Origin of the sequence: Rhizobium sophoriradicis (genome assembly GCF_025200795.1) — a bacterium.
GTDB lineage: Bacteria > Pseudomonadota > Alphaproteobacteria > Rhizobiales > Rhizobiaceae > Rhizobium > Rhizobium sophoriradicis.
Genome location: NZ_CP104157.1, coordinates 66,081 through 84,139, shown reverse-complemented (window position 1 = coordinate 84,139; position 18,059 = coordinate 66,081). Strand labels below are relative to the sequence as shown.

At 58.0% G+C, this 18,059-nt stretch carries 13 protein-coding genes and 9 pseudogenes; 10 read left to right on the top strand and 12 right to left on the bottom strand.

The window, feature by feature from the left end:
• Positions 1–29 precede the first annotated feature (29 nt).
• A complete protein-coding gene (locus N2597_RS33150; RefSeq protein ID WP_011427388.1) occupies positions 30–983 on the top strand; it encodes a hypothetical protein in 954 nt (317 codons plus the stop codon).
• Positions 984–1,305: 322 nt separating this feature from the next.
• On the opposite strand, the gene N2597_RS33145 is transcribed toward N2597_RS33150, so the two are convergent.
• Genes N2597_RS33145 through tnpA form a run of 5 tightly spaced genes read right to left on the bottom strand, consistent with a single transcriptional unit; the run spans position 1,306 to position 4,049 of the window.
• Positions 1,306–1,599, bottom strand: a complete 294-nt coding sequence (locus N2597_RS33145; protein WP_077991718.1) for a hypothetical protein — start codon at positions 1,597–1,599, stop codon at positions 1,306–1,308.
• Positions 1,599–3,233 carry an IS66-like element ISRel24 family transposase gene (locus N2597_RS33140; protein ID WP_011427389.1) on the bottom strand — a complete coding sequence of 545 codons (1,635 nt, stop codon included), beginning with the start codon at positions 3,231–3,233 and terminating at the stop codon, positions 1,599–1,601. Before N2597_RS33140 ends, N2597_RS33145 begins: the two co-directional genes overlap by 1 nt.
• Positions 3,209–3,484 (bottom strand): IS66 family insertion sequence element accessory protein TnpB, encoded by a 276-nt coding sequence (gene tnpB / locus N2597_RS33835; protein WP_423228318.1) that lies wholly within the window; start codon positions 3,482–3,484, stop codon positions 3,209–3,211. Before tnpB ends, N2597_RS33140 begins: the two co-directional genes overlap by 25 nt.
• The gene (locus N2597_RS33830; RefSeq protein ID WP_406550290.1) at positions 3,484–3,645 is read right to left on the bottom strand and encodes a hypothetical protein; all 162 of its coding nucleotides are present in this window, start codon (positions 3,643–3,645) and stop codon (positions 3,484–3,486) included. The genes tnpB and N2597_RS33830 overlap by 1 nt, the downstream gene beginning before the upstream one ends.
• Positions 3,642–4,049 carry an IS66-like element accessory protein TnpA gene (tnpA, locus tag N2597_RS33825; RefSeq protein WP_011427391.1) on the bottom strand — a complete coding sequence of 136 codons (408 nt, stop codon included), beginning with the start codon at positions 4,047–4,049 and terminating at the stop codon, positions 3,642–3,644. Before tnpA ends, N2597_RS33830 begins: the two co-directional genes overlap by 4 nt.
• A gap of 515 nt (positions 4,050–4,564) precedes the next feature.
• On the opposite strand from tnpA, the gene N2597_RS33120 reads away from it, so the two are divergent.
• Both N2597_RS33120 and N2597_RS33115 read left to right on the top strand, forming a co-directional pair.
• The gene (locus tag N2597_RS33120) at positions 4,565–6,463 is read left to right on the top strand and encodes a potassium transporter Kup (RefSeq protein ID WP_011427392.1); all 1,899 of its coding nucleotides are present in this window, start codon (positions 4,565–4,567) and stop codon (positions 6,461–6,463) included.
• An 898-nt stretch (positions 6,464–7,361) separates the two neighbouring features.
• Positions 7,362–7,484, top strand: a pseudogene (locus N2597_RS33115) (IS5/IS1182 family transposase); the annotation flags it as partial.
• Between the two features lie 156 nt (positions 7,485–7,640).
• On the opposite strand, the pseudogene N2597_RS33110 reads toward N2597_RS33115, so the two are convergent.
• A pseudogene (locus N2597_RS33110) lies at positions 7,641–8,044 on the bottom strand (transposase); the annotation flags it as partial.
• Between the two features lie 42 nt (positions 8,045–8,086).
• Positions 8,087–8,356: pseudogene (locus N2597_RS33105) on the bottom strand (transposase); the annotation flags it as partial.
• Positions 8,357–8,547: 191 nt separating this feature from the next.
• Here N2597_RS33105 and N2597_RS33100 point away from each other — a divergent pair.
• Positions 8,548–8,886 (top strand): annotated as a pseudogene (locus N2597_RS33100) (transposase); the annotation flags it as partial.
• Positions 8,887–9,036: 150 nt separating this feature from the next.
• Here the strand turns inward: N2597_RS33100 and N2597_RS33095 are convergent.
• The gene (locus N2597_RS33095) at positions 9,037–9,210 is read right to left on the bottom strand and encodes a hypothetical protein (RefSeq protein WP_165779457.1); all 174 of its coding nucleotides are present in this window, start codon (positions 9,208–9,210) and stop codon (positions 9,037–9,039) included.
• A 147-nt stretch (positions 9,211–9,357) separates the two neighbouring features.
• A complete protein-coding gene (locus N2597_RS33090; RefSeq protein WP_011427397.1) occupies positions 9,358–10,263 on the bottom strand; it encodes a hypothetical protein in 906 nt (301 codons plus the stop codon).
• 212 nt (positions 10,264–10,475) lie between these two features.
• On the opposite strand from N2597_RS33090, the pseudogene N2597_RS33085 reads away from it, so the two are divergent.
• The 4 genes and pseudogenes from N2597_RS33085 to N2597_RS33070 all read left to right on the top strand — a co-directional run.
• Positions 10,476–10,877 (top strand): annotated as a pseudogene (locus N2597_RS33085) (zincin-like metallopeptidase domain-containing protein); the annotation flags it as partial.
• A 663-nt stretch (positions 10,878–11,540) separates the two neighbouring features.
• Positions 11,541–11,849 carry a DUF736 domain-containing protein gene (locus tag N2597_RS33080; protein WP_011427400.1) on the top strand — a complete coding sequence of 103 codons (309 nt, stop codon included), beginning with the start codon at positions 11,541–11,543 and terminating at the stop codon, positions 11,847–11,849.
• A gap of 322 nt (positions 11,850–12,171) precedes the next feature.
• The gene (locus N2597_RS33075) at positions 12,172–12,336 is read left to right on the top strand and encodes a hypothetical protein (RefSeq protein ID WP_165779456.1); all 165 of its coding nucleotides are present in this window, start codon (positions 12,172–12,174) and stop codon (positions 12,334–12,336) included.
• Positions 12,337–12,664: 328 nt separating this feature from the next.
• Positions 12,665–13,156 (top strand): hypothetical protein, encoded by a 492-nt coding sequence (locus N2597_RS33070; protein ID WP_042119538.1) that lies wholly within the window; start codon positions 12,665–12,667, stop codon positions 13,154–13,156.
• Positions 13,157–13,297: 141 nt separating this feature from the next.
• Here the strand turns inward: N2597_RS33070 and N2597_RS33065 are convergent.
• Positions 13,298–13,757: pseudogene (locus N2597_RS33065) on the bottom strand (IS110 family RNA-guided transposase); the annotation flags it as partial.
• A 203-nt stretch (positions 13,758–13,960) separates the two neighbouring features.
• Here N2597_RS33065 and N2597_RS33060 point away from each other — a divergent pair.
• Positions 13,961–14,101: pseudogene (locus N2597_RS33060) on the top strand (IS5/IS1182 family transposase); the annotation flags it as partial.
• A gap of 63 nt (positions 14,102–14,164) precedes the next feature.
• On the opposite strand, the gene xopAG reads toward N2597_RS33060, so the two are convergent.
• Together xopAG and N2597_RS33050 are read right to left on the bottom strand one after the other, a co-directional pair.
• A complete protein-coding gene (gene xopAG, locus N2597_RS33055) occupies positions 14,165–15,844 on the bottom strand; it encodes a XopAG/AvrGf1 family type III secretion system effector (protein WP_011427403.1) in 1,680 nt (559 codons plus the stop codon).
• Positions 15,845–16,147: 303 nt separating this feature from the next.
• Positions 16,148–16,769, bottom strand: a pseudogene (locus tag N2597_RS33050) (IS5 family transposase); the annotation flags it as partial.
• 122 nt (positions 16,770–16,891) lie between these two features.
• On the opposite strand from N2597_RS33050, the pseudogene N2597_RS33045 reads away from it, so the two are divergent.
• Positions 16,892–17,350, top strand: a pseudogene (locus N2597_RS33045) (IS256 family transposase); the annotation flags it as partial.
• Between the last annotated feature and the right edge of the window lie 709 nt (positions 17,351–18,059).

Sequence of the window (18,059 nt, the reverse complement as noted above, 5' to 3'; positions counted from 1 at the left end):
TGTACTGCGTTGAAATTAGGTAACGTGCTATGGATAGGACGAATGCGACCCGTCAAGCTACAAGTAGTTTGAACGCTTTCGATCGGTTGGATTCCGACACCGCCGGCAAGATTCTTGGTTGCTTAGTCAGCAACGAAGCTCCAGAAACGATGAAATCTCTAAATGCGTTACGACGCACCAGTAAGAGATTGCGCAACATCGTGGAAAACGATGAAAGTACCGGGGCTTTGTACCGCAGTTTGAGCCGGTTGAGCAAAGCAATCGACATCATCTATCGCACCGCGATTCCGGAGAGTGGCTTCGATTATCCCGACGATAATCCAGGTCACAGGGCGTACGCGCATGTTCGCATTGAAGCCGTTGAGGCGACTTTACATCTTCAACCGGCATTTAGGAAACGTGAACTCGTGGCGCATGTTATGAACATGGAACACGGCTTGGAACAAGCTTGGGCGATTGGACGACTGGCCGGGAATCTTAAGATTTTCGATCAGATCGAGAGCAACGCTATCCTTCAGAAATCATTCGAATATTTCTCGGATGAACTTGAAGACATGAGTGACGTGCTCATGGTGGCGGGCGGGATAGCGCTTGTCGAAGCCGACGTTAGAATGACTCCGCTCCAAAGACGGATGGTACAAACCATTCTGGAATCCAACGGACAGCATCATGTTCTAGATGCAGCAATTAACATCTGTCAGAAACGAGCAGAACGTAGAAGTGAGCTCCGTACAAAATGGGAAGACAAAATAAGTGCTTCAAGGACCGGTTGCAGCGTATCAAATTTAGACCCTATAATAACCGGAATCGAAAAGTCCATCCAAGAGTTAGTGACTGGTTACCAGGGAAGTGATTACGGCCGCATGTCGAAAGCAGCCGAAATTCAGATGCATTTAGCGGACTTAGTGAAACGCACTATAGATACCCATCAGAGTAGGGGTTTCGAGCGAGAACACAGAGAGCGATCAGATTTTGGGCGATAGGCAGACAACAACCTAAAATCGATGCCATGACGGACCGATGCTGCTCGAACAGGTGGCGTCGGTCACTTGATGCTTGAGGCCAAAAAGTCGATCCCGTTTCGAAATAGCATGCCTCAAAACTGAATGGGTCGCTCTCACCATTCTTGTAAGCGTAATAGGACGTTCCGCTCGACAACTTGGCTCGCGAAGCTTCCGCGATTGGTTCATCGACGCCTGCAAGGTTCGCAATAAGATGAACGATCGGCTCTCCGAATCCGCTCCGTACTCATCCTGGTGAGGGAGATAGTTCGTAACCATCCGGCCAAGGCCGCGGGGCTTATGATTACGGCTCGTCTGCCATGATGCGTTCGATCTTTTCCGGATCACGTTGCTCGTCGAGAAGAAATTGGCGAACGCCGCCTTCCCAGGAGCGCACGTCGGCAAGGAACTCCTGCAGGCTCTCGATGCCGCGGTCGGTAAAGGTTGTGATGCCCTCGTCGGTGCCGTCGTAGACATGGATCATCTCGCCGTAGTCGATGTTGTCGGAATTGCTGGCGATTTCTTCAAGCAACTCGAGGTTCTCACCGATCAGCGTGGCGACATATTCGATGGTGTAGACATGCGTCGGGCGCGCCATCAGGCCGCCACCTGCCGGGCGCTTCCGGCGGGCAAGTTCCACGGCAACAGTTCCGGCAGCCGTGATACGGGAATGCCAGGCATGCGGGCGAGCACGTCCGCCAACCAGGCCTGCGGATCGATATCGTTCATCTTTGCCGTGACGATTAGGGAATACATGAAGGCAGCACGCTCGCCTCCGCGCTGGGAACCGGCGAATAGCCATGCCGTTCTTCCGAGAGCAACGCCGCGCAGGGCTCGTTCGGCGGCATTGTTCGTCAGACACAGTCTGCCGTCGTCGAGGAACCGGGCGAAGGCTTCCCAGCGACCCTCCTTCTCGAACATGTAGTTGATCGCCTTGGCGACGGGGTTGTGCTTCGACATTTGCCCGCGCTGGGCCATGAGCCAATCGTGCAGTTCTTCGACGAGCGGGCGAGCATGTTGCAGCCTCGCTGCGAGCCTATCCTCGGCAGGCATTCCGTTTATGCCGCGCTCGATGTCGAAGAGCGCGTCGATGCGGGCAACGGCCTCAAGCGCGACGGGCGATATCTCGTGGGCAGGTTTGCCCTTGCGCACGTTGCCGGCGATGTCAGCGAGTTCGAAGAATTTGCGCCGCGCGTGGCTCCAGCAAAGTGCGCTGATCACCAGCGCGGGGCGGCGGTCGACACGATAGAGGTCGTTGTAGCCGCCATAGGCATCGGCTTGCAGGGTGCCGTGCCATCCGGCGAGATGCGTGTTGGGGTGGGTCTTCTCGCGATCGGGAGAGAAGTGGAAGAGTGCGGCGGGAGGCGCGCCGCCCGCGAAAGGGCGGTCATCGCGGACGTAAGTCCAGAGCCTCGCCTGCTTTGTTGCTCCCCTGGCCAGAAGCGGCACGGTGGTGTCGTCACCATGCAGCCGCTCGGCGGCCAGAACATGGGCACGGATCAGGTCATGGATCGGCTGCAGGGCCGTCGTGCAGGCTCCGACCTGATCGGCCAGTGTGGAGAGACTGAGAGCGACGCCTTCCCTGGCGTAGCGCTCAGCCTGGCGGTTCAATGGCTGATGTTGGCCGAACTTCTCGAACAGGATCGTCGCCAGCAGGTGCGGTCCTGCCCATCCCCGCGGTGTCGCATGGAAAGGGGCCGGTGGCTGGCTGATCTTCTCGCAGTCCCTACAGGTGAACTTCTCGCGAACCGTCTGGATCACCTTCCACTGGCGCGGAATGATCTCCAGCGTCTCGGTGATGTCTTCGCCCATCTTCACGATGCGGGGCGAGCCGCAGCAGGTGCAGGTCGACGGGGCATCGATGACCAGGCGCTCGCGCGGCAGGTGCTCGGGAAACGGCTTGCGGGCCGGCCGGCGGCGTTCGAAAGCGGAGACATTTGTGATTCTCGTCGCCACGCGTTCCGCAGCGATCTCGTCTTCGGTGGCGTCGGCTTCAAGTTCTTGGAGCTGCAATTTCATTTGCTCGATCAGCCGGGCGCGGCGCTCCGAGCTCTGGCCGTACTGCTCGCGACGTATCTTGGCGATCTCGAGCTTGAGATGCCGGATCATCGCCTCAGACGTCGTCACGACCGCGCGCACCTGTGCGAGGTCGGCCTCGGCAGAGGCGGCACGCGCTTCCGATGCCGCAAGCGCGGCGCGCAGTCTGGCTATCTCCGAAGCAGCATCATCCATGGCCGAAAGCTACCATGCCGCATGCCGAAAGCCCAACAAAAACAGAGGAATGCAGGCGGCCAGCCTGCCTTCGAAGGCCGCTGCGTCCAGCGCGGGTTGCGCCAGTCGATCCCTTCCAGGAGATAGCCGAGCTGCGCCGACGATACAGGCACGGCGGAGCCATTCTGGCTGACCGGCCAGATGAACTTTCCAGCTTCCAGCCGCTTCAGGTAAAGCGACATGCCGACGCCGTCATGCCAGAGGACCTTGATCAGGTCACCCTTGCGACCCCGGAAGCAGAAGACCTCACCGCCATCAGGGTCCCACGGCCAAGGCCTTGCTGGACCTTCAGCGCCAGGCTGTTCATGCCGCAACGCATGTCCGTCACGCCACCCGCGATCCAGACCTTCACACCAGCGGGAAACGCGATCATGACCCATCCACGACGGGCAACAGGCGGGCAAGAATGGTCGGATCAAGCGAGGCTGGGATCATCAGTCGTCGGCCGTTCGGCAGGCCGATCTCGATCAACTTATCGCCGTCCGCCTGGAGTGGAGCCATCATCTCGGAAGATGCTGCAGGCGGCGGCAAAATCGAAAGCGGCACGAAGCTCGTTGATGCGGAAACGCTCAGAAGCCCGCTTCGGCACTCCCGCCGCCAGGTCGTCAACAATGACCGCGACAATCCATAACGCCGTGCTGTCGCCGAACCCTGCCGGTATCCGTGCAGACTTTCTTCGACAATCCGCACCTTCTCTTCATCCGACCAATCTCGACGGCGACCAAGATCGTCGACGGACAGAACCTCAATGGGGGAAATGATTGTAGCGCATGACATAAGGTATGGACTTAAAGCCAATCAGCAAATCAAGACAGACGGCCTTCGCCGGATGGATACGATGAGGCCTTTCATCCATCTGTATGTTAAACGCGCTACCGATTTCAATCGACGCACAGTCGCTTGTTACAAACGAAATCAAAATGTCGCGCCTCAGCAGACGCGCGGACGTGCCCGACAAATTGGCACTGCGTATCGTGTGCAGCGTCAGTGATCAGCCTTCGCAAAAGCAACAGTGCCAGCCGCGGGCGAAACACGCTTCAGGACTATGAAGAGCCAGATCGCAGCGCTTATCTGCACGGCGACCTGGAACCTCTTGAGCACTACAGATGAAGCTCGATTCAATTTTCCAGATCGGTCGAGTTCATGAGATAAGCTCTCAAAGAAGGCTTGTGTCAGCGAGGAGTCCTTCGACAGATCAATGATCTATACCCGCTGCGAACGTCTAATTTTGTTAGGCACTCCAAGCGATGCGGGAAAAAAGAGGCTGGCTCTGAGGAGCTTGTTGAAACTTCATGTCCGAAGAGAGCCATCCGCACGAAGGCCACATGACGCCAAGCAAACTGTTCTATCTCGCGCTCGGTTCCGTCGGTGTCGTCTACGGCGATATCGGCACGAGCCCGCTTTATGCCTTTCGCGAGGCGCTGAAGCCCATCGCCCATGACGGCCTCACCCGCTTCGAGGTGATCAGCCTGATCTCGCTGATGATCTGGGCGCTGACGATCATCGTCACGATCAAATATGTGCTGTTTCTGCTGCGCGCCGACAACGAGGGCGAGGGCGGCACGCTGTCGCTGCTTGCCCTGTTGATGAAGACCGCCAACGGCCATACCGCCATCCTTATGCTGCTCGGCCTGATGGGCGCCGCCCTCTTCCTCGGCGATGCGATGATCACGCCGGCGCTGTCGGTGCTCTCGGCCGTCGAGGGCCTGAAGCTCGTCACGCCGAGCTTGTCGGACTATATCGTGCCGATTTCGGTGGTGATCCTGGCGCTGCTCTTCGTCGTGCAATCGCGCGGCACCGGCGCCGTCGCCAGGTTCTTCGGCCCGATCACCGCCGTCTGGTTCCTCGTCATGGCCGCCGCCGGCATTTCCCACATCTCCGACGATTTCGGCATTCTCGCCGCCTTCAATCCCTATTATGCCGTCAGCTTCCTGCTGCATGAGGGCTTTTACGGCGTCGTCGTGCTCGGCGCCGTCTTTCTGACGGTGACGGGCGCCGAGGCGCTTTACGCCGATCTCGGCCATTTCGGCCGCCGCCCGATCCAGTGGGCCTGGTTCCTGCTGGTCTTCCCGGCGCTGACGCTGAACTATCTCGGGCAGGGGGCTCTGGTTCTCGGCAAGCCGGAGACGATGTCGGATCCCTTCTATCTGATGTACCCGAAATGGGCGCTGCTGCCGGTCGTCATTCTGGCGACCGCCGCGACGATCATCGCCAGCCAGGCGGTCATCACCGGCGCCTTCTCGATGGTACGCCAGGGCATCAACCTCGGCTTCCTGCCGCGCATGGAAATCCTCTTCACCTCGGAAACCAATACCGGGCAGATCTTCGTGCCGTCGGTCAATGCCGTGCTGTTCATCGGTGTCATCTTCCTGGTCCTGAGCTTCAAGACCTCCGATGCGCTGGCGACCGCCTATGGTATCTCGGTCACCGGCGCCATGGTCGTCACCTCGATCATGGCCTTCGAATTCGTTCGGGCCCGCTGGAACTGGTCGCTTCCGCTTGCGGTGGTCGCGCTTGCGCCGCTGGTCGTGCTCGAATTGATCTTCCTCGGCGCCAATCTTTTGAAGATCCACGACGGCGGCTATATCCCGATCCTGATCGCCACCGCCTTTACCGTCATCATGTGGACCTGGCGCCGCGGCACCGCGATCCTGATGGAAAAGACCCGCCACACCGATATTCCGCTCCCCTCCTTCGTCAGCGCGATCGAGCGTAAGAGCGACCATTCGCCGGCCCAGGTTCCGGGCACCGCGATCTTCCTGACCAGCGATCCGGAATCGGCGCCTGCCGCGCTTCTCCACAATCTTAAGCACAACCATGTGCTTCATGATCGCAACGTCATCCTGACGATCCGCACGGCCAACAAGCCGCGCGTCCTGAACCAGGACCGCTTCAGGATCGAGCAGATTTCCGAGCGCTTCTTCCGCGTCGAACTGCTCTTCGGCTACATGGAAGCGCAGAACGTCTCGCAGGCCCTGGCAGTGTTACGCAAGGCCGGACTGAAGTTCGACATCATGTCGACCTCCTTCTATCTCGGCCGCCAGAAGGTAATACCGGACACCAATTCAGGCATGCCCTACTGGCAGGACCGGTTCTTCATCCTCCTCGCGAATGGGGCCTCTCTACCATCAGACTATTTCCACCTCCCCGCCAACCGGGTGGTTGAACTAGGATCGCAGATTATCGTTTAGATGCGGCCGAGACGGCGGCCAGAGAGTACCACCTCGGCGGTGTTTGACAAACAACGGGTTGTCCAAACTTCGAGCAGGTTGCGAACACAATATCTGCTTCAAATGCAGAGCGCGCCTCATGTATCCATCCCGTTGGATTAGAGCCGAAACCGACCTTCTTCACAGCAAATCAATTAGCACATTCAAATTTCACGCGGGGTAAAAATTGCAAAAGGAGACGGAAGCATGAGCCTGAACAGGAAAGCAGATACCGCAGACAGCCGCTCGGATCAGGAACCGGCCAGAGTCGACGACACTCGATCGTCAGGGTCCCCATCCGCTTCTGAGGTCGGGCCGTTCCGGTAAAAAGATCATTTTTTCAACAGTTGCTGTTGGACTTTACCTACGGATGTGACTTTTTTATCCGCTACAGCGATATGGCCGCTGAACATTAAAGGGGCACGGATATACGATAGCGGCTTCAGCCGGGGGCGCGGCTTGCTCAAAGCGGCAAGCTAAGGTCTTCGGCGGCGATATGGCTGACAGTTTCGACGAACAGGGCGCACTCGGCCTGCATGACGTTTCGTTCAAGACGCTAACCGCCAAGACGTTCGCCGGCACGAGGACCGCGAGGGACCAGTCGGGATTGCGGCGCAGCCGGGCGACGGCCCTGAGGATTTCCTGTTTGAGTGGGCGGAGGCTGCGGCCGCGATATCGCGAAACGGAAACGCCTGCGTAGGCGGCGGCCGTATATTCACCCGCGATGATGTCATTGGCGAACTGCGCGATTGCCGTGCCGGGGCTGCGATTGTTCTCGCCGGCAAAATCAAAGGGCGTGGGGTTGAATGCGGCGATGAACTCATCGAACCGGCGCGGGTGTGCGTGACGCCGAACCTGATCACACCTCCGCATCCGGCCGTTCGTCCACTGGCGAAAAGCCGGTATCTCGGATCGACATCTCGAAGCTGTTTCAGGGGCTTATAATGGCGACGTCGGAATGACCGGCTCAACCTGTGGTCGCATTCATGAGCACGCGGCCACAAGGTGCCCGTCTAGTTTACGATGCCTCGCTGACAGCAGAACAATCGGGCACGGCGTTTGTTTTCACAAGCCAAATCCATGACTTCGGTCACGCGAACGCGCTGCAGACAGTCGCATATCGGAGTTACGCGGTTCTCTCAGAGCCCGATTCAAAAGTTCATTCGTATATCCAATATCTTGCGATGCGCCTTATGAGCATTCTGATTGAAGTGATTTGCGCCCATGCGGTTGCGCTTTCGATCGATTTCTCCCAATCCTTGGCGAGACGGCGCCAGCGTCCAAGCCAGGCGAAAGTCCTTTCCACCACCCATCTCTTGGGCAGGACGACGAAGCCCTTGGCGTGATCCGAACGCTTGACGATTTCGATCGTCCAGTCACCATGGCCGCTCATTGCTCGCCTCAACTTGGCTCCGGCGTAGCCACCATCGGCGAAGATGTGGCGCAGCCACGGAAAACGGCGGCGGATCGCCTTGAGGACATGGGGTGCGCGCCGTCGCGATCCTGTATGTCGGCAGCATGGATGAACACGAAGATCAGAAATCCAAGCGAACGGGTCGAGATTCCCTGGATATACGCTTCCTGGATAACGGCCGTCAGAGCCTTTTCCGCCATGCGGCGCGGTTCAAGGAAGCTCGGAAAGTAGCTGCCTTTGCGCAGCTTCGGGATGCGAAGCTCGACCGTTCCAGCTCGCGTTTCCCACTCGCGGTCACGGTAGCCATTGCGTTGTGCTAGCCGCATGGGGTTCTTCTCGCCGAACTCTGCACCCGTAGCCGAGCCTACTTCCAGCTCCATCAGCCGCTCGGCAGCAAAGCCGATCATCTCACGCAACAAATCTGCATCCGCGCTCTTCTCAACAAGTGAGCGCACGTTCATCATGTCATTGGTCATCGGTGGTCTTTCCGTCAGGTTGGTCTTGAACAACCCGACCCTAGCGGAAAACACCCATGGCCGCCCGCAAAGCCGATCACCCGCTACAGCGCAACGAGAAGCGCGCGGGCACTCGGCTTTGCTACCTCCCGCCACCTACACCATCTGCTGGGACACGATCATCAAATGGGGTTTCGATGAGCTGGACTGCTATCGCTCGCCGTGAGCATAACCGAGACGTGCTTCGTTTTCCAAGTGATTTGAAGGACCGGGAATGGGCGTTGATCAAACCGCTGATCCCGCCAGCGCGTCGTGGCGGGCGGCGTCGGGCGACGAATATGCGCTCGGTCGCGGAGGCGATCCTCTATATCGCCTCGAGCGGCTGCCAATGGCGCATACTGCCGGGCGATTTTCCGCCGGTTTCGATAGTGCGCGGCTATTTTTATGCTTGGCGCGCGATCGGACTGTGGCAGCGCATCAACCAGCTTCTGGTGATGGCGGCGCGGGAAATCGAGGGACGGGAGGCGCAACCGAGTGGACACCGGTGCCTGGGCCGAGGTATTCCGGCAAACCATCATCGGGTATGAGCGCCCCATGCACGGCCCGGGTGGAATTGCCCAACCGTTTTACCCGCTCGTGAAATGACCCGACCGGGCTTGCCTGAACCGCATCCTTAACCCCGTGACTTACAAGCATGATGTTCGCGAGATTTTTGCCGTTTCCACCGGATTGTCGGAAGGCATGTGCTTCGCAATTTCGGTGAATAATTCAGGAGGGAAATAAGTCTGCTGTTCGACACGGCTCCCGGCACTTGGAGAGCTTTGAACCTCGGTGGCCTGCTGTTGCTTTTCTCTATCCATCAATCAGCCTCCGATATGCATTGGATGTTCACAAGCTATCATCTCGACCCGGTAGGCTAAATCGAACTTTGACTACATTTGAAATTACATGTTGTCTGCTGCCTCTCGGCACCGGAGCAAACTTCCGGCGTCAGCTCATCAGCGACGCTATCTTCCCTCGTCGTATTGCCGCCTCGGTCTGGTGGCACTCATCAGTTCCGCGCGCGACATTTCGCCGGCTTCCGTGGTTGCATTGGCAATCGACTCTATTTTCTCCATACGCTGCTTGCTCGATAGAGCGACGTTGCCCAAGCAGGACACGGTTTCTCGCTGAATGATTTCAATATTTTCATCCACTGAACGATCGGACCTGAATACGGTGGGAGCCGGCTGGGTTTCTAGAAAGCGCGCGACCTCCTCTGCGGTCGCATAGGCAGCCGCCAACTCGGGATTGCTGTTTCTCGCGTTTAAGACGCGTGTTCGCAACTCTGAACTCAGCGTGCCATGGTTAGTAGCGAGTATTCGGGCGGCATAGTTTCGGACGCTCCCCTGGGCACCTTCGCGCTCGAAATGGAAAATAGCTCTGTCGATGAGCCGATCCCTATCTTCCGGAGCGAGGACTTGTAAATGCTTCGTGATAGCACTGATTGCTGCGAGCTGCTTGCCGGCATTTGGCAGATCGAGGATTCGATCCACCAAGGCAGTTTTCCTGGTCCTGGTTTGAAACGGAAGAGTTGGCGCAATGGCAAAAGCTCGCAAAGTGGCTGTCGCAGCCCCTTGTCTAAGGTCGGGATTAGCTGAGAACCCTTCGGAGGGTATTGCCGCCTCGAACAGGGCTTTACTTGTGTTGCCTAGCCGATTTATCCGCGTGTGAAACGTTCCAGCCTCAGACTTTTCGACTGCATCTTTTGCCGAATGCCCGGCCAATTTAAGCCGAGTCATATTATTGGCAGATTCCACGAAGTCTTCGGTAATTAGACGTTTTGCCACTTCGCCGAAGATCGCCTCCGGCAATCGAACCGGCCTGCCGGTCCCGATTCCAGCAATGCGGCGCGTCGATTCTTCGCTATGCATATCTCTGGTATCCTGTGCCTGTTTAATGGACAAAGTACCGTATCACGAGCCGGAATCGAGGTCTGAAATATCTCGTTTAATCTGCAAGAATACGACGCCTTCCGGCACTTCCTTGCTGTAAAAGGCTAAATCCCCGCGCCGCCGCTCGGCTAAAGCGACATAGAAGGAGCTACGACAGTCGCCTCCCATCTCAAACCATTTGAAAGATCGGGCAGGCCTTTTACGCGCCGGCCGCCGACATCATCCAGATGCCGCCGTTTGAGAGCTTCAAGAATGCGGCAAGTTACTATGCGATCTTGAGTCACGAGGTCACACATTTCACGGCGCCGGCGCATCGCCTCGGCCGCGACCTCAGCCGCTATGCCAAGGACAAATCCGAGCGGGCGCGAGAGGAACTGATCGCCGAACTCGGCAGCTGCTTTCTGTGCGCCGACCTCGGCATTGTTCCCGAGCTCGAACCCCGGCCCGATCACGCCTCGTACCTCGACTCCTGGCTCAAGGTCCTGAGCGACGACAGACGGGCTATTTTCCAGGCGGCGGCACATGCGCAGCGGGCCGTAAGTTTCCTGCACTCCCTGCAGCCCGAAACCGCTGGCGAGCGGCTCGCTGCCTGAGGGCCATCAGTGTCGGTCGTTGGTCTCGCCAGCGGCCGGCACCTGTTCAGGCTTGGACGCGGAGAGCGTGTCAGGATCAGCCGTGAGGTCCAGTTTGCCCCAGATCCAGGTTTTCCGGTCGATCGGTTTGAGCTTCCGGGACGGCCTGATTTCGACGGTAAACGGCTTTGGCTGCGGACGCATAGATCCTCCAGGCGAGGATTCGCGAGCACGACAATAGCGCGAAGAACGGGCAACGCAGCGCCCTTGTTCGGCTGTTTCCGGACGTTTGATTTTGACATGTGGCAAGGCGGCAGGCCCGCGGTCGCAAGGGTCCGGCAGGCAGTCGGGGCGCGGCTGCCATCGTCATATTCCTTCCGCCACTGAGCCAGGCCACGTCCTTCGCGGGCTCGATGAGGCATGTCTGATCGAAAAACCGGCTTCGCCTCGATCGTCTTCCCGCAACGGCCTTCCAAAACCTTCTTCCCCTGAGCGCGGTGCGCCCATTCCTCGCGGAACAACAAAGTTTCTCCTGGCCGCCCTCCATTTCATTGCGGCCCTACGAGCCACCCCATTGCGCGGGCGCAACGGGGACCCCGGGGGTGCGGTCCGATCGTCCCCGATCTTTGCGACAGCCATCGAGGCCGCGATGGGCGCGGCCCGAAACAACAAAGGAATACGACAATGGCAACCATCGGCACCTTCACCACCTCCGAAACCGGCTTCAATGGCTCGATCCGCACGCTCGCCCTCAACGTCAAGGCCCGCATCGCCCGCGTCGAAAACCCCTCCGACAAGGGCCCGCACTTCCGCATCTACGCCGGCAACGTCGAGCTGGGTGCGGCCTGGCAGAAGCGCTCCGAGCAGGACCGCGACTACCTCTCGGTCAAGCTCGACGATCCGAGCTTCCCCGCTCCGATCTACGCGACGCTCACCGAGGTCGAGGGCGAGGACGGCTACCAGCTGATCTGGTCCCGCCCCAACCGGGACTGAGATCCGGACAAGTCCCGCCGCCGAGGCGGGGCCAACCGGCGTCAAAGATAAGCCGGTTGCAGGCATCGAGCCTTCCGCCGGCTTTTTCGGTGCGATACGGAACCGGAATTTGTCTGCTCAGATGACGCTATCGTGCCGGGAAGAAATGCCGGCCTCGAGGACGAGCGGTTGCCCCCAATTTTGCCTCCGCTCCGGTTCCCTCCACTCCAACAAAATCGGCTCTCCCACTCGCCGGCTCCGCCGGTCGCTTCCGCGCTCCTTGACCCTGCCATCTCTTCCCGCCCCGCCGTCTCGTCTTTCACGAACTCAAGGAGATGAGACGATGACCATCGAACAGCACATCGAGGAGCTGCGCGCCGAGTTGAGGAACGCCTGCGACGCCGTCGAGCGGCGCCAGGTCGAAGCGGAGCTTCAACTCGCCCAGGCCGATCTGGCCGCGGCGCTTGCCGAACAGGACGGCATCATCGACGCCGAGCCGCCTTTCTGAGGCGGCTCTCATTCTGCTGGAATATGAGCCTGTCGGCCGGATCGACCGGCCTCCCGGTTGTCAGGGATTTCACCCCTCAACGCTCCCCTCCGGCTCACACCGGATACGGTCGCGTCCCCTCCGGATCCGCGGGTCTCTTCTCTCTCTGACGTCCCAGTTTACTCCAGCAAATCCGGCGTCAAGGACGGCGCGGTCTCCCCCAATTTTTCCGCCGCCTTCGCTTCCCGAAAAAATCGGTTCCCCCGCTTGCGCGCCACGTCCCGCGGTCCTTGACCCCTCTTTGCCACGAGTGGCCGATCTCTGTCATCAAGATGAAGGAGATCACACAATGACATCTGACCAGAACCTTGCGCTCTACACCAAGCTTTCCGGTTTCCGGCTCGTCGTCCTGGCGAACCGCTTCGGCTGCGATACCGACGTTTCGCGAAAGCTCCATAAGCGACTGCTGGAAGGACTGGAGGCGGCTGCTGGTCGTATCCGGACCATCATGGCATTGGAGCGGAGCATTCTTGCCGGCGACGACGACCATGCCGCGTACCGGCTGGAAGGTGAGATCGAGATCCTCGGGCGCTTCACCATCATCCTGCTGGAGGAGCTCGACATCGATTTCGACACGCATGAATACCGCATCAACGGCGGCGATTGGTCCAGCGCTTTGACGGCGGACTATACCGGCGTCGACATCGACTATCCGGAGCTGATTGCGCTCACCGATGACGAACTCGGCTCACTTGCGCCGGTCATCAAGGATATCACATGCGAAACCGGTATCGCGGTAAGCGCCTCCCGTGTCAGCAACATCAGGTGCTCAGGATCGTAATCAATCCTGCGGCGGGCTCGACCATCCGGAGGGCGGCGACAGCGGCCCTTCGTTGAAATGCCTGCGAGACCATCGCAATGATGGCGAGAACGGCCCGCTGAGCCTCTTCCTTTCGACCTGCCGTCATCTGTCATCGGGGATGCCCTGACGCGTCACGATGCCGAACTCGGCCAAGTGGCCGCGCAAGGCGTTCACAAACATCGTCCGCTGCCGCTCAAAAGCTCGCGGACCCGATGCAGCATCAGCACACTCTGTTGCTCGTCGCTCTTCACCGGAACGAAGCGCATAGTTGGCCGCGTTACCGCCTCGCAGATCGCTTCGGCGTCGGTCGCATCATTCTTATGACGCTTCACGTAGGGCTTAACGTAAGACGCCGGCATCAACCTAGCCTCGTGACCCAGTGCCATGAGAACCCGAGCCCAGTGGTGTCCGGTCGCGCAAGCCTCGATTCCGATCAGGCACGGCGGCAATACCTTGAAGAATGTAACGACATCGTCACGGCGAAGCCTGCGACGGCACACGATCGCGCCTGCCTCATTGATCCCGTGAACCTGAAATACTGCTTAGCGATATCCAGGCCAATTATGGTAACCTTCTCCATGGATGCATCTCCTGATGTGAGTTCGACACCCACATCTTGGCACATTGCGATGCCGAGAGCGGAGGCCGTCCATCACATCAGGTCAGGTCACAGGTCATCATAAAACTTGCTCGTGCACGTCGGCCGACCGGGGAAGGTGTGTTTCCCTTCGAAAACCTGTTCATGTCCACGCACCCCTTCATCGTGACGCCGAACCTGATCACACCTCCGCATCCGGCCGTTTCGTCCACTGGCGAAAAGCCGTTGACTGGGATCGACATCCCGAAGCTGTTTCAGGGGCTTATAATGGCGACGTCGGAATGACCGGCTCAACCTGTGGCCGCGTTCATCAGCACGCGGCCACAAGGTGCCCGTCATAGATTACGATGCCTCGCTGACAGCAGAACAATCGGGCACGGCGTTTGTTTTCACAAGCCAAATCCATGACTTCGGTCACGCGAACGCGCTGCAGACAGCCGCATTTCGGAGTTACGCGGTTCTCTCAGATCCGGTTCTTTCCTAAGAAGACTTCCTTCCGCAGGCTTTGAATGAGGCGAATTGCCTTGCAAACGGCCCGATATATTCCTGCCGCCATAGTACTCTTCCGCTGCTTTTCGGCAGACTTCACGATAGAAAGCGTCTGCATCCTCAACCGTATATCCAGCGCCCACAAAACAGCCACGCGCCACCTCGTGGAGTGTATGCCGAATCGAACTCGTGTCGTCGTATACGGCGTTAAGGCAGGCTACGATCACAATGACCTCTTTCTTTGACAACCGTGCCTGACCACTCATCAGACGCGCGTGGTTCATGCAGGCGACGGCGTTTGCGCATGTAAATGAGTCACCAAGTCCAGAACAATCTTCGAATCCGTCTCCTTGCTCATTCAGCTTTACATGAGCGATCGGCAGGTTCTTCATGCCTGCTATTTCCGGGTGGTTCAGATCCTCAACAAGCTCGGGATCATAGCCGGATCGCAGTTCCTGGAGCCAGATGTCTAGCTTGTGCAGCCACGGCCCCACCAAACTGGAATTGCGCTTGAGCTTATTCTTCTTGGGATCCTCAAACATTAAGGTCGCATCGAGCTTTTCCGTTTCCTCTTTGGAGAGCAAACCATGCTCGATTAGCGTCTTCATCAGAACGTTTTCGGCATGTCCCCAGTGCGCCTCAGCAGCATATACCTTTCTGAAGTTTAGGATCGTCTGACCGGCCGCAAACTGCGCCTCTTCGCTAAGACCGCAGGTCTTACCGGCCAGGAGCGGCTCGAGCATCTCGACGCAGTTCTTGAACGACAAGCCCTTCTCGCTTCGGAAAGTGTTCCTGAAGTGCCGGACGCCGTTGTTGATGAATGGATGAGTAATCGATCTTGACGTGTATCCATACGCGCCGGTCTGCTCGTTGAAAACTCCCGTCAGCGCATACTTATTCTTCTCGTCATAGATTGGGCTTTTTGTTAGGTCGAAGTTTTTCGGAACCTGAGGCGGCATATACCTTGCCACGCAGTCGTCCTTCACGAGAAGGCCCCTCATGCAATTCAGATTCAGGGCGAGCGACCGGCGGGCATCAGCAGAGTCCACCCGCCGCGCAATGTGAACACGCGTCGCTGCCCGGTAGTCAATCATGGTGACAAATTGTCTATCGCCGCAGGTACGAATTCGATTTATCGGCGGCTTGTTTAGACGCTGAGTTTCAGCGGTGGCCGCATGATACCGCGTGTGAGCTTCTCGTGCCCTGCCTTGAGCCCTCCTGAGCCGCTCACTGGAGGTGAATCCTTTTTTACCGTCATGCAGCGATGTGGTGGAGAGGGGAAAGTCATTGACGATCTTATCGTAGGCGTAGCCCCCAGCAGCTATTAACAAGGCGTACTTCAACCCACGCAGGTTTTGCCCTTGGGATCTGCTATACCTTGTACTTGCTCCTTGTTCTGCAAGCTCCTTCTTTGGTTTCGCAGGATCCGCGCCACCTGAGATTGCGGCGCGCGGGGAAGGACGCACAGTGGGTGAGTTAACCGCTACATCGCGCGCAGTCGGTGTCTTGGTGGCCGGCCCCGGCCTTTCAACGATCCGTAGTGGCGAAAAGCGTGGAAGTTGCTTAATCCCAATTCGCATCTCACTGCTCCTTAAAAGTTAAAATTGGAACTGTAACATTAACGACGCATCGATCAAAAGTTGGGATGTGACGGCTTGACCAGAGTTGGCCGGATGCTGGCTTGGCGACTAAGACGCATGTGAAACTCCCCGCGCCACTATTTCTCAAAGCAGAGGCATTTCTGTGGAGGATGTGGTTATATACCACAATGCTTGGGATGAGCGTCAACGCATGCGCGTTACAGTTGTAATGTAGCTGCTGCGGTCCGTTCACGCGTCGAGCTAGCACCTCTTCAACCACAGGAGATTGACTTCCTCTCGGTTTCAACAATATCCGCACCTTGCCAAGCGTCGTGTCAGGAGCCGAATGTGGGCGATAGTGATCCAGGCCTCGGCTGATGCGACGGACTTTTCCCAATCCTTCGCCAATCGTCGGCATCTGCCAAGCCATGCGAAGGTGCGCTCCACGACCCAGCGACGCGGCAGAACCTCGAGGCCCCTTGGCCTTATCGGTCCGCTTGACGATCTTGAGCGTGAACGCAGCGATCTTTTGCAGTGCGCCCTTCAGCTTCGGTCCGGCATAAACACCATCGGCGAAGATATGCCTCAGCCACGGCCAGCGCCTGATGGTTTTGAGGACGGCAGGCGCGCCGTCGCGATCCTGAATATCGGCGCTGTGAACCATGAGGCCGACCATCAGTCCGAGCGTGTCGACGACGATATGACGCTTGCGTCCCTTGATCTTCTTGCCCGCGTCATAGCCCGAAATTCCCCCACGTTCCGTGATTTTCACGCTTTGACTGTCGATCACGCCCGCAGACGGCGAGGCCTCCCGACATTCCAAGTCACGCGCCTCCATCACAAGATGATGGTTGATCCGGCCCCATAACCCTGTCGCTCGCCATTGTAGAAATAGGACTGCAGGCGGAACATCCCTGGGCATCATGGATCGCTAGACCTTGCCCATTCCTTTTCCCAAAGATCGAAGAGGCTGGCGACGATGGCCATAGACTTCTTCTGACGCAGCGTGGAGCGGCTGTCGGCATCCCGACCGCGGGCCTCAGCCCCCGGATTCATTTCATGAGGAACGTGCTCGCGCATGCTGGAAAGAGCGGTAGGCGGGTGGTCTCCGCTTTCATTGCAACGGCCTTTGCCCAGGAGACGCCGGAGGCAGCAAGCGCTCAATGGCGCAGCGTCGCCGATCAGATCAGACCAAAAGTGCCGGAGCTCGCCACCATCATGGACGATGCGGAAGAGGACGTGCTTGCCTACATGACTTTTCCGAAAGAGCATCGGGCAAAGTTGCATTCGACGAATCCAATCGAGCGTCTCAACGGCGAAATCAAGCGACGTACCGAGGTCGTCGGTATCTTTCCGAACGATGATGCTATCGTCCGTCTCGTCGGCGCATTGCTGCTCGAACAGAATGATGAATGGGCCGTCCAACGCGCCAGATACATGACCCTTGAGACCATGGCGCAAATGAGCGATGATCCGCAAATCAGTCTGCCCGCTGTGGCTCGCTGATATCCCTCCGACCCAATGTCGGAAAGCACGGCCATCAGCCGCGACCTACACCACTTCCATGGACACGATCCCACGGGCGTTTTAGACTGGATCGAGCTGGGAGGTTTGCTATTAGAAGATATGAAAAGTCGTCATCAAACCGCCCGAGCTTGGGTTCGGCGCGGCTTTTACCTTTTCTGGTCCTTGAAGTTCTCCATCGCAAATGCTGGAACTGTTGCACGGATTCGAATTGCCCCGGCTTAATTTGCTCAACGATAACCAAATGAGCGTTTTAGCGCAACGATGTGCTGGGTGACTGCGAAGTAGTTTGCACATTTCTGCATTTGAAGATCGTGACGACTTTTGCGGACGGTATCCCCACAAGTCGCCAATGAAGCGGTCCGCTCTTGAGCGTATAACAAAACCTGCTTCACGTAAGGTCGGTGAAGGCCGCAGGTTAGGCTGCTTTAATCAATCCGTGCGACAGCCACTCCGCGGGCGCGGCTTGCCGACCTTCTCAACCGCATCGCCGCGCGTCATCTTCGCAAGAAGGATTGGCTTGCATAGCTAACGAGCGACAAATGCAACACGATTTTGGTTCAGCTAGTCGGTTCTGGGTGTTAGACGTACGACTTGGAAACACCGGAGTTACACGACGATGGATTGCGAGACCAAGCGTCCTCTAGCACAGAGCGCGCGCGGCCGACCGAGATTGCGAAACGCTTGAAAG

Excerpts from the sequence above, each read along its gene's own strand:
- N2597_RS33080 (WP_011427400.1), top strand. The coding sequence starts at position 11,541 with ATGGCAACCATCGGCACCTTCACCACCTCCGAAACCGGCTTCAATGGC.
- N2597_RS33120 (WP_011427392.1), top strand. The coding sequence starts at position 4,565 with ATGTCCGAAGAGAGCCATCCGCACGAAGGCCACATGACGCCAAGCAAA.
- N2597_RS33830 (WP_406550290.1), bottom strand. The coding sequence starts at position 3,645 with ATGATCGCGTTTCCCGCTGGTGTGAAGGTCTGGATCGCGGGTGGCGTG.
- N2597_RS33070 (WP_042119538.1), top strand. The coding sequence starts at position 12,665 with ATGACATCTGACCAGAACCTTGCGCTCTACACCAAGCTTTCCGGTTTC.
- N2597_RS33075 (WP_165779456.1), top strand. The coding sequence starts at position 12,172 with ATGACCATCGAACAGCACATCGAGGAGCTGCGCGCCGAGTTGAGGAAC.
- tnpA (WP_011427391.1), bottom strand. The coding sequence starts at position 4,049 with ATGTCATGCGCTACAATCATTTCCCCCATTGAGGTTCTGTCCGTCGAC.
- xopAG (WP_011427403.1), bottom strand. The coding sequence starts at position 15,844 with ATGCGAATTGGGATTAAGCAACTTCCACGCTTTTCGCCACTACGGATC.
- N2597_RS33140 (WP_011427389.1), bottom strand. The coding sequence starts at position 3,233 with ATGGATGATGCTGCTTCGGAGATAGCCAGACTGCGCGCCGCGCTTGCG.
- N2597_RS33150 (WP_011427388.1), top strand. The coding sequence starts at position 30 with ATGGATAGGACGAATGCGACCCGTCAAGCTACAAGTAGTTTGAACGCT.
- N2597_RS33090 (WP_011427397.1), bottom strand. The coding sequence starts at position 10,263 with ATGCATAGCGAAGAATCGACGCGCCGCATTGCTGGAATCGGGACCGGC.
- N2597_RS33095 (WP_165779457.1), bottom strand. The coding sequence starts at position 9,210 with ATGGATAGAGAAAAGCAACAGCAGGCCACCGAGGTTCAAAGCTCTCCA.
- N2597_RS33145 (WP_077991718.1), bottom strand. The coding sequence starts at position 1,599 with ATGGCGCGCCCGACGCATGTCTACACCATCGAATATGTCGCCACGCTG.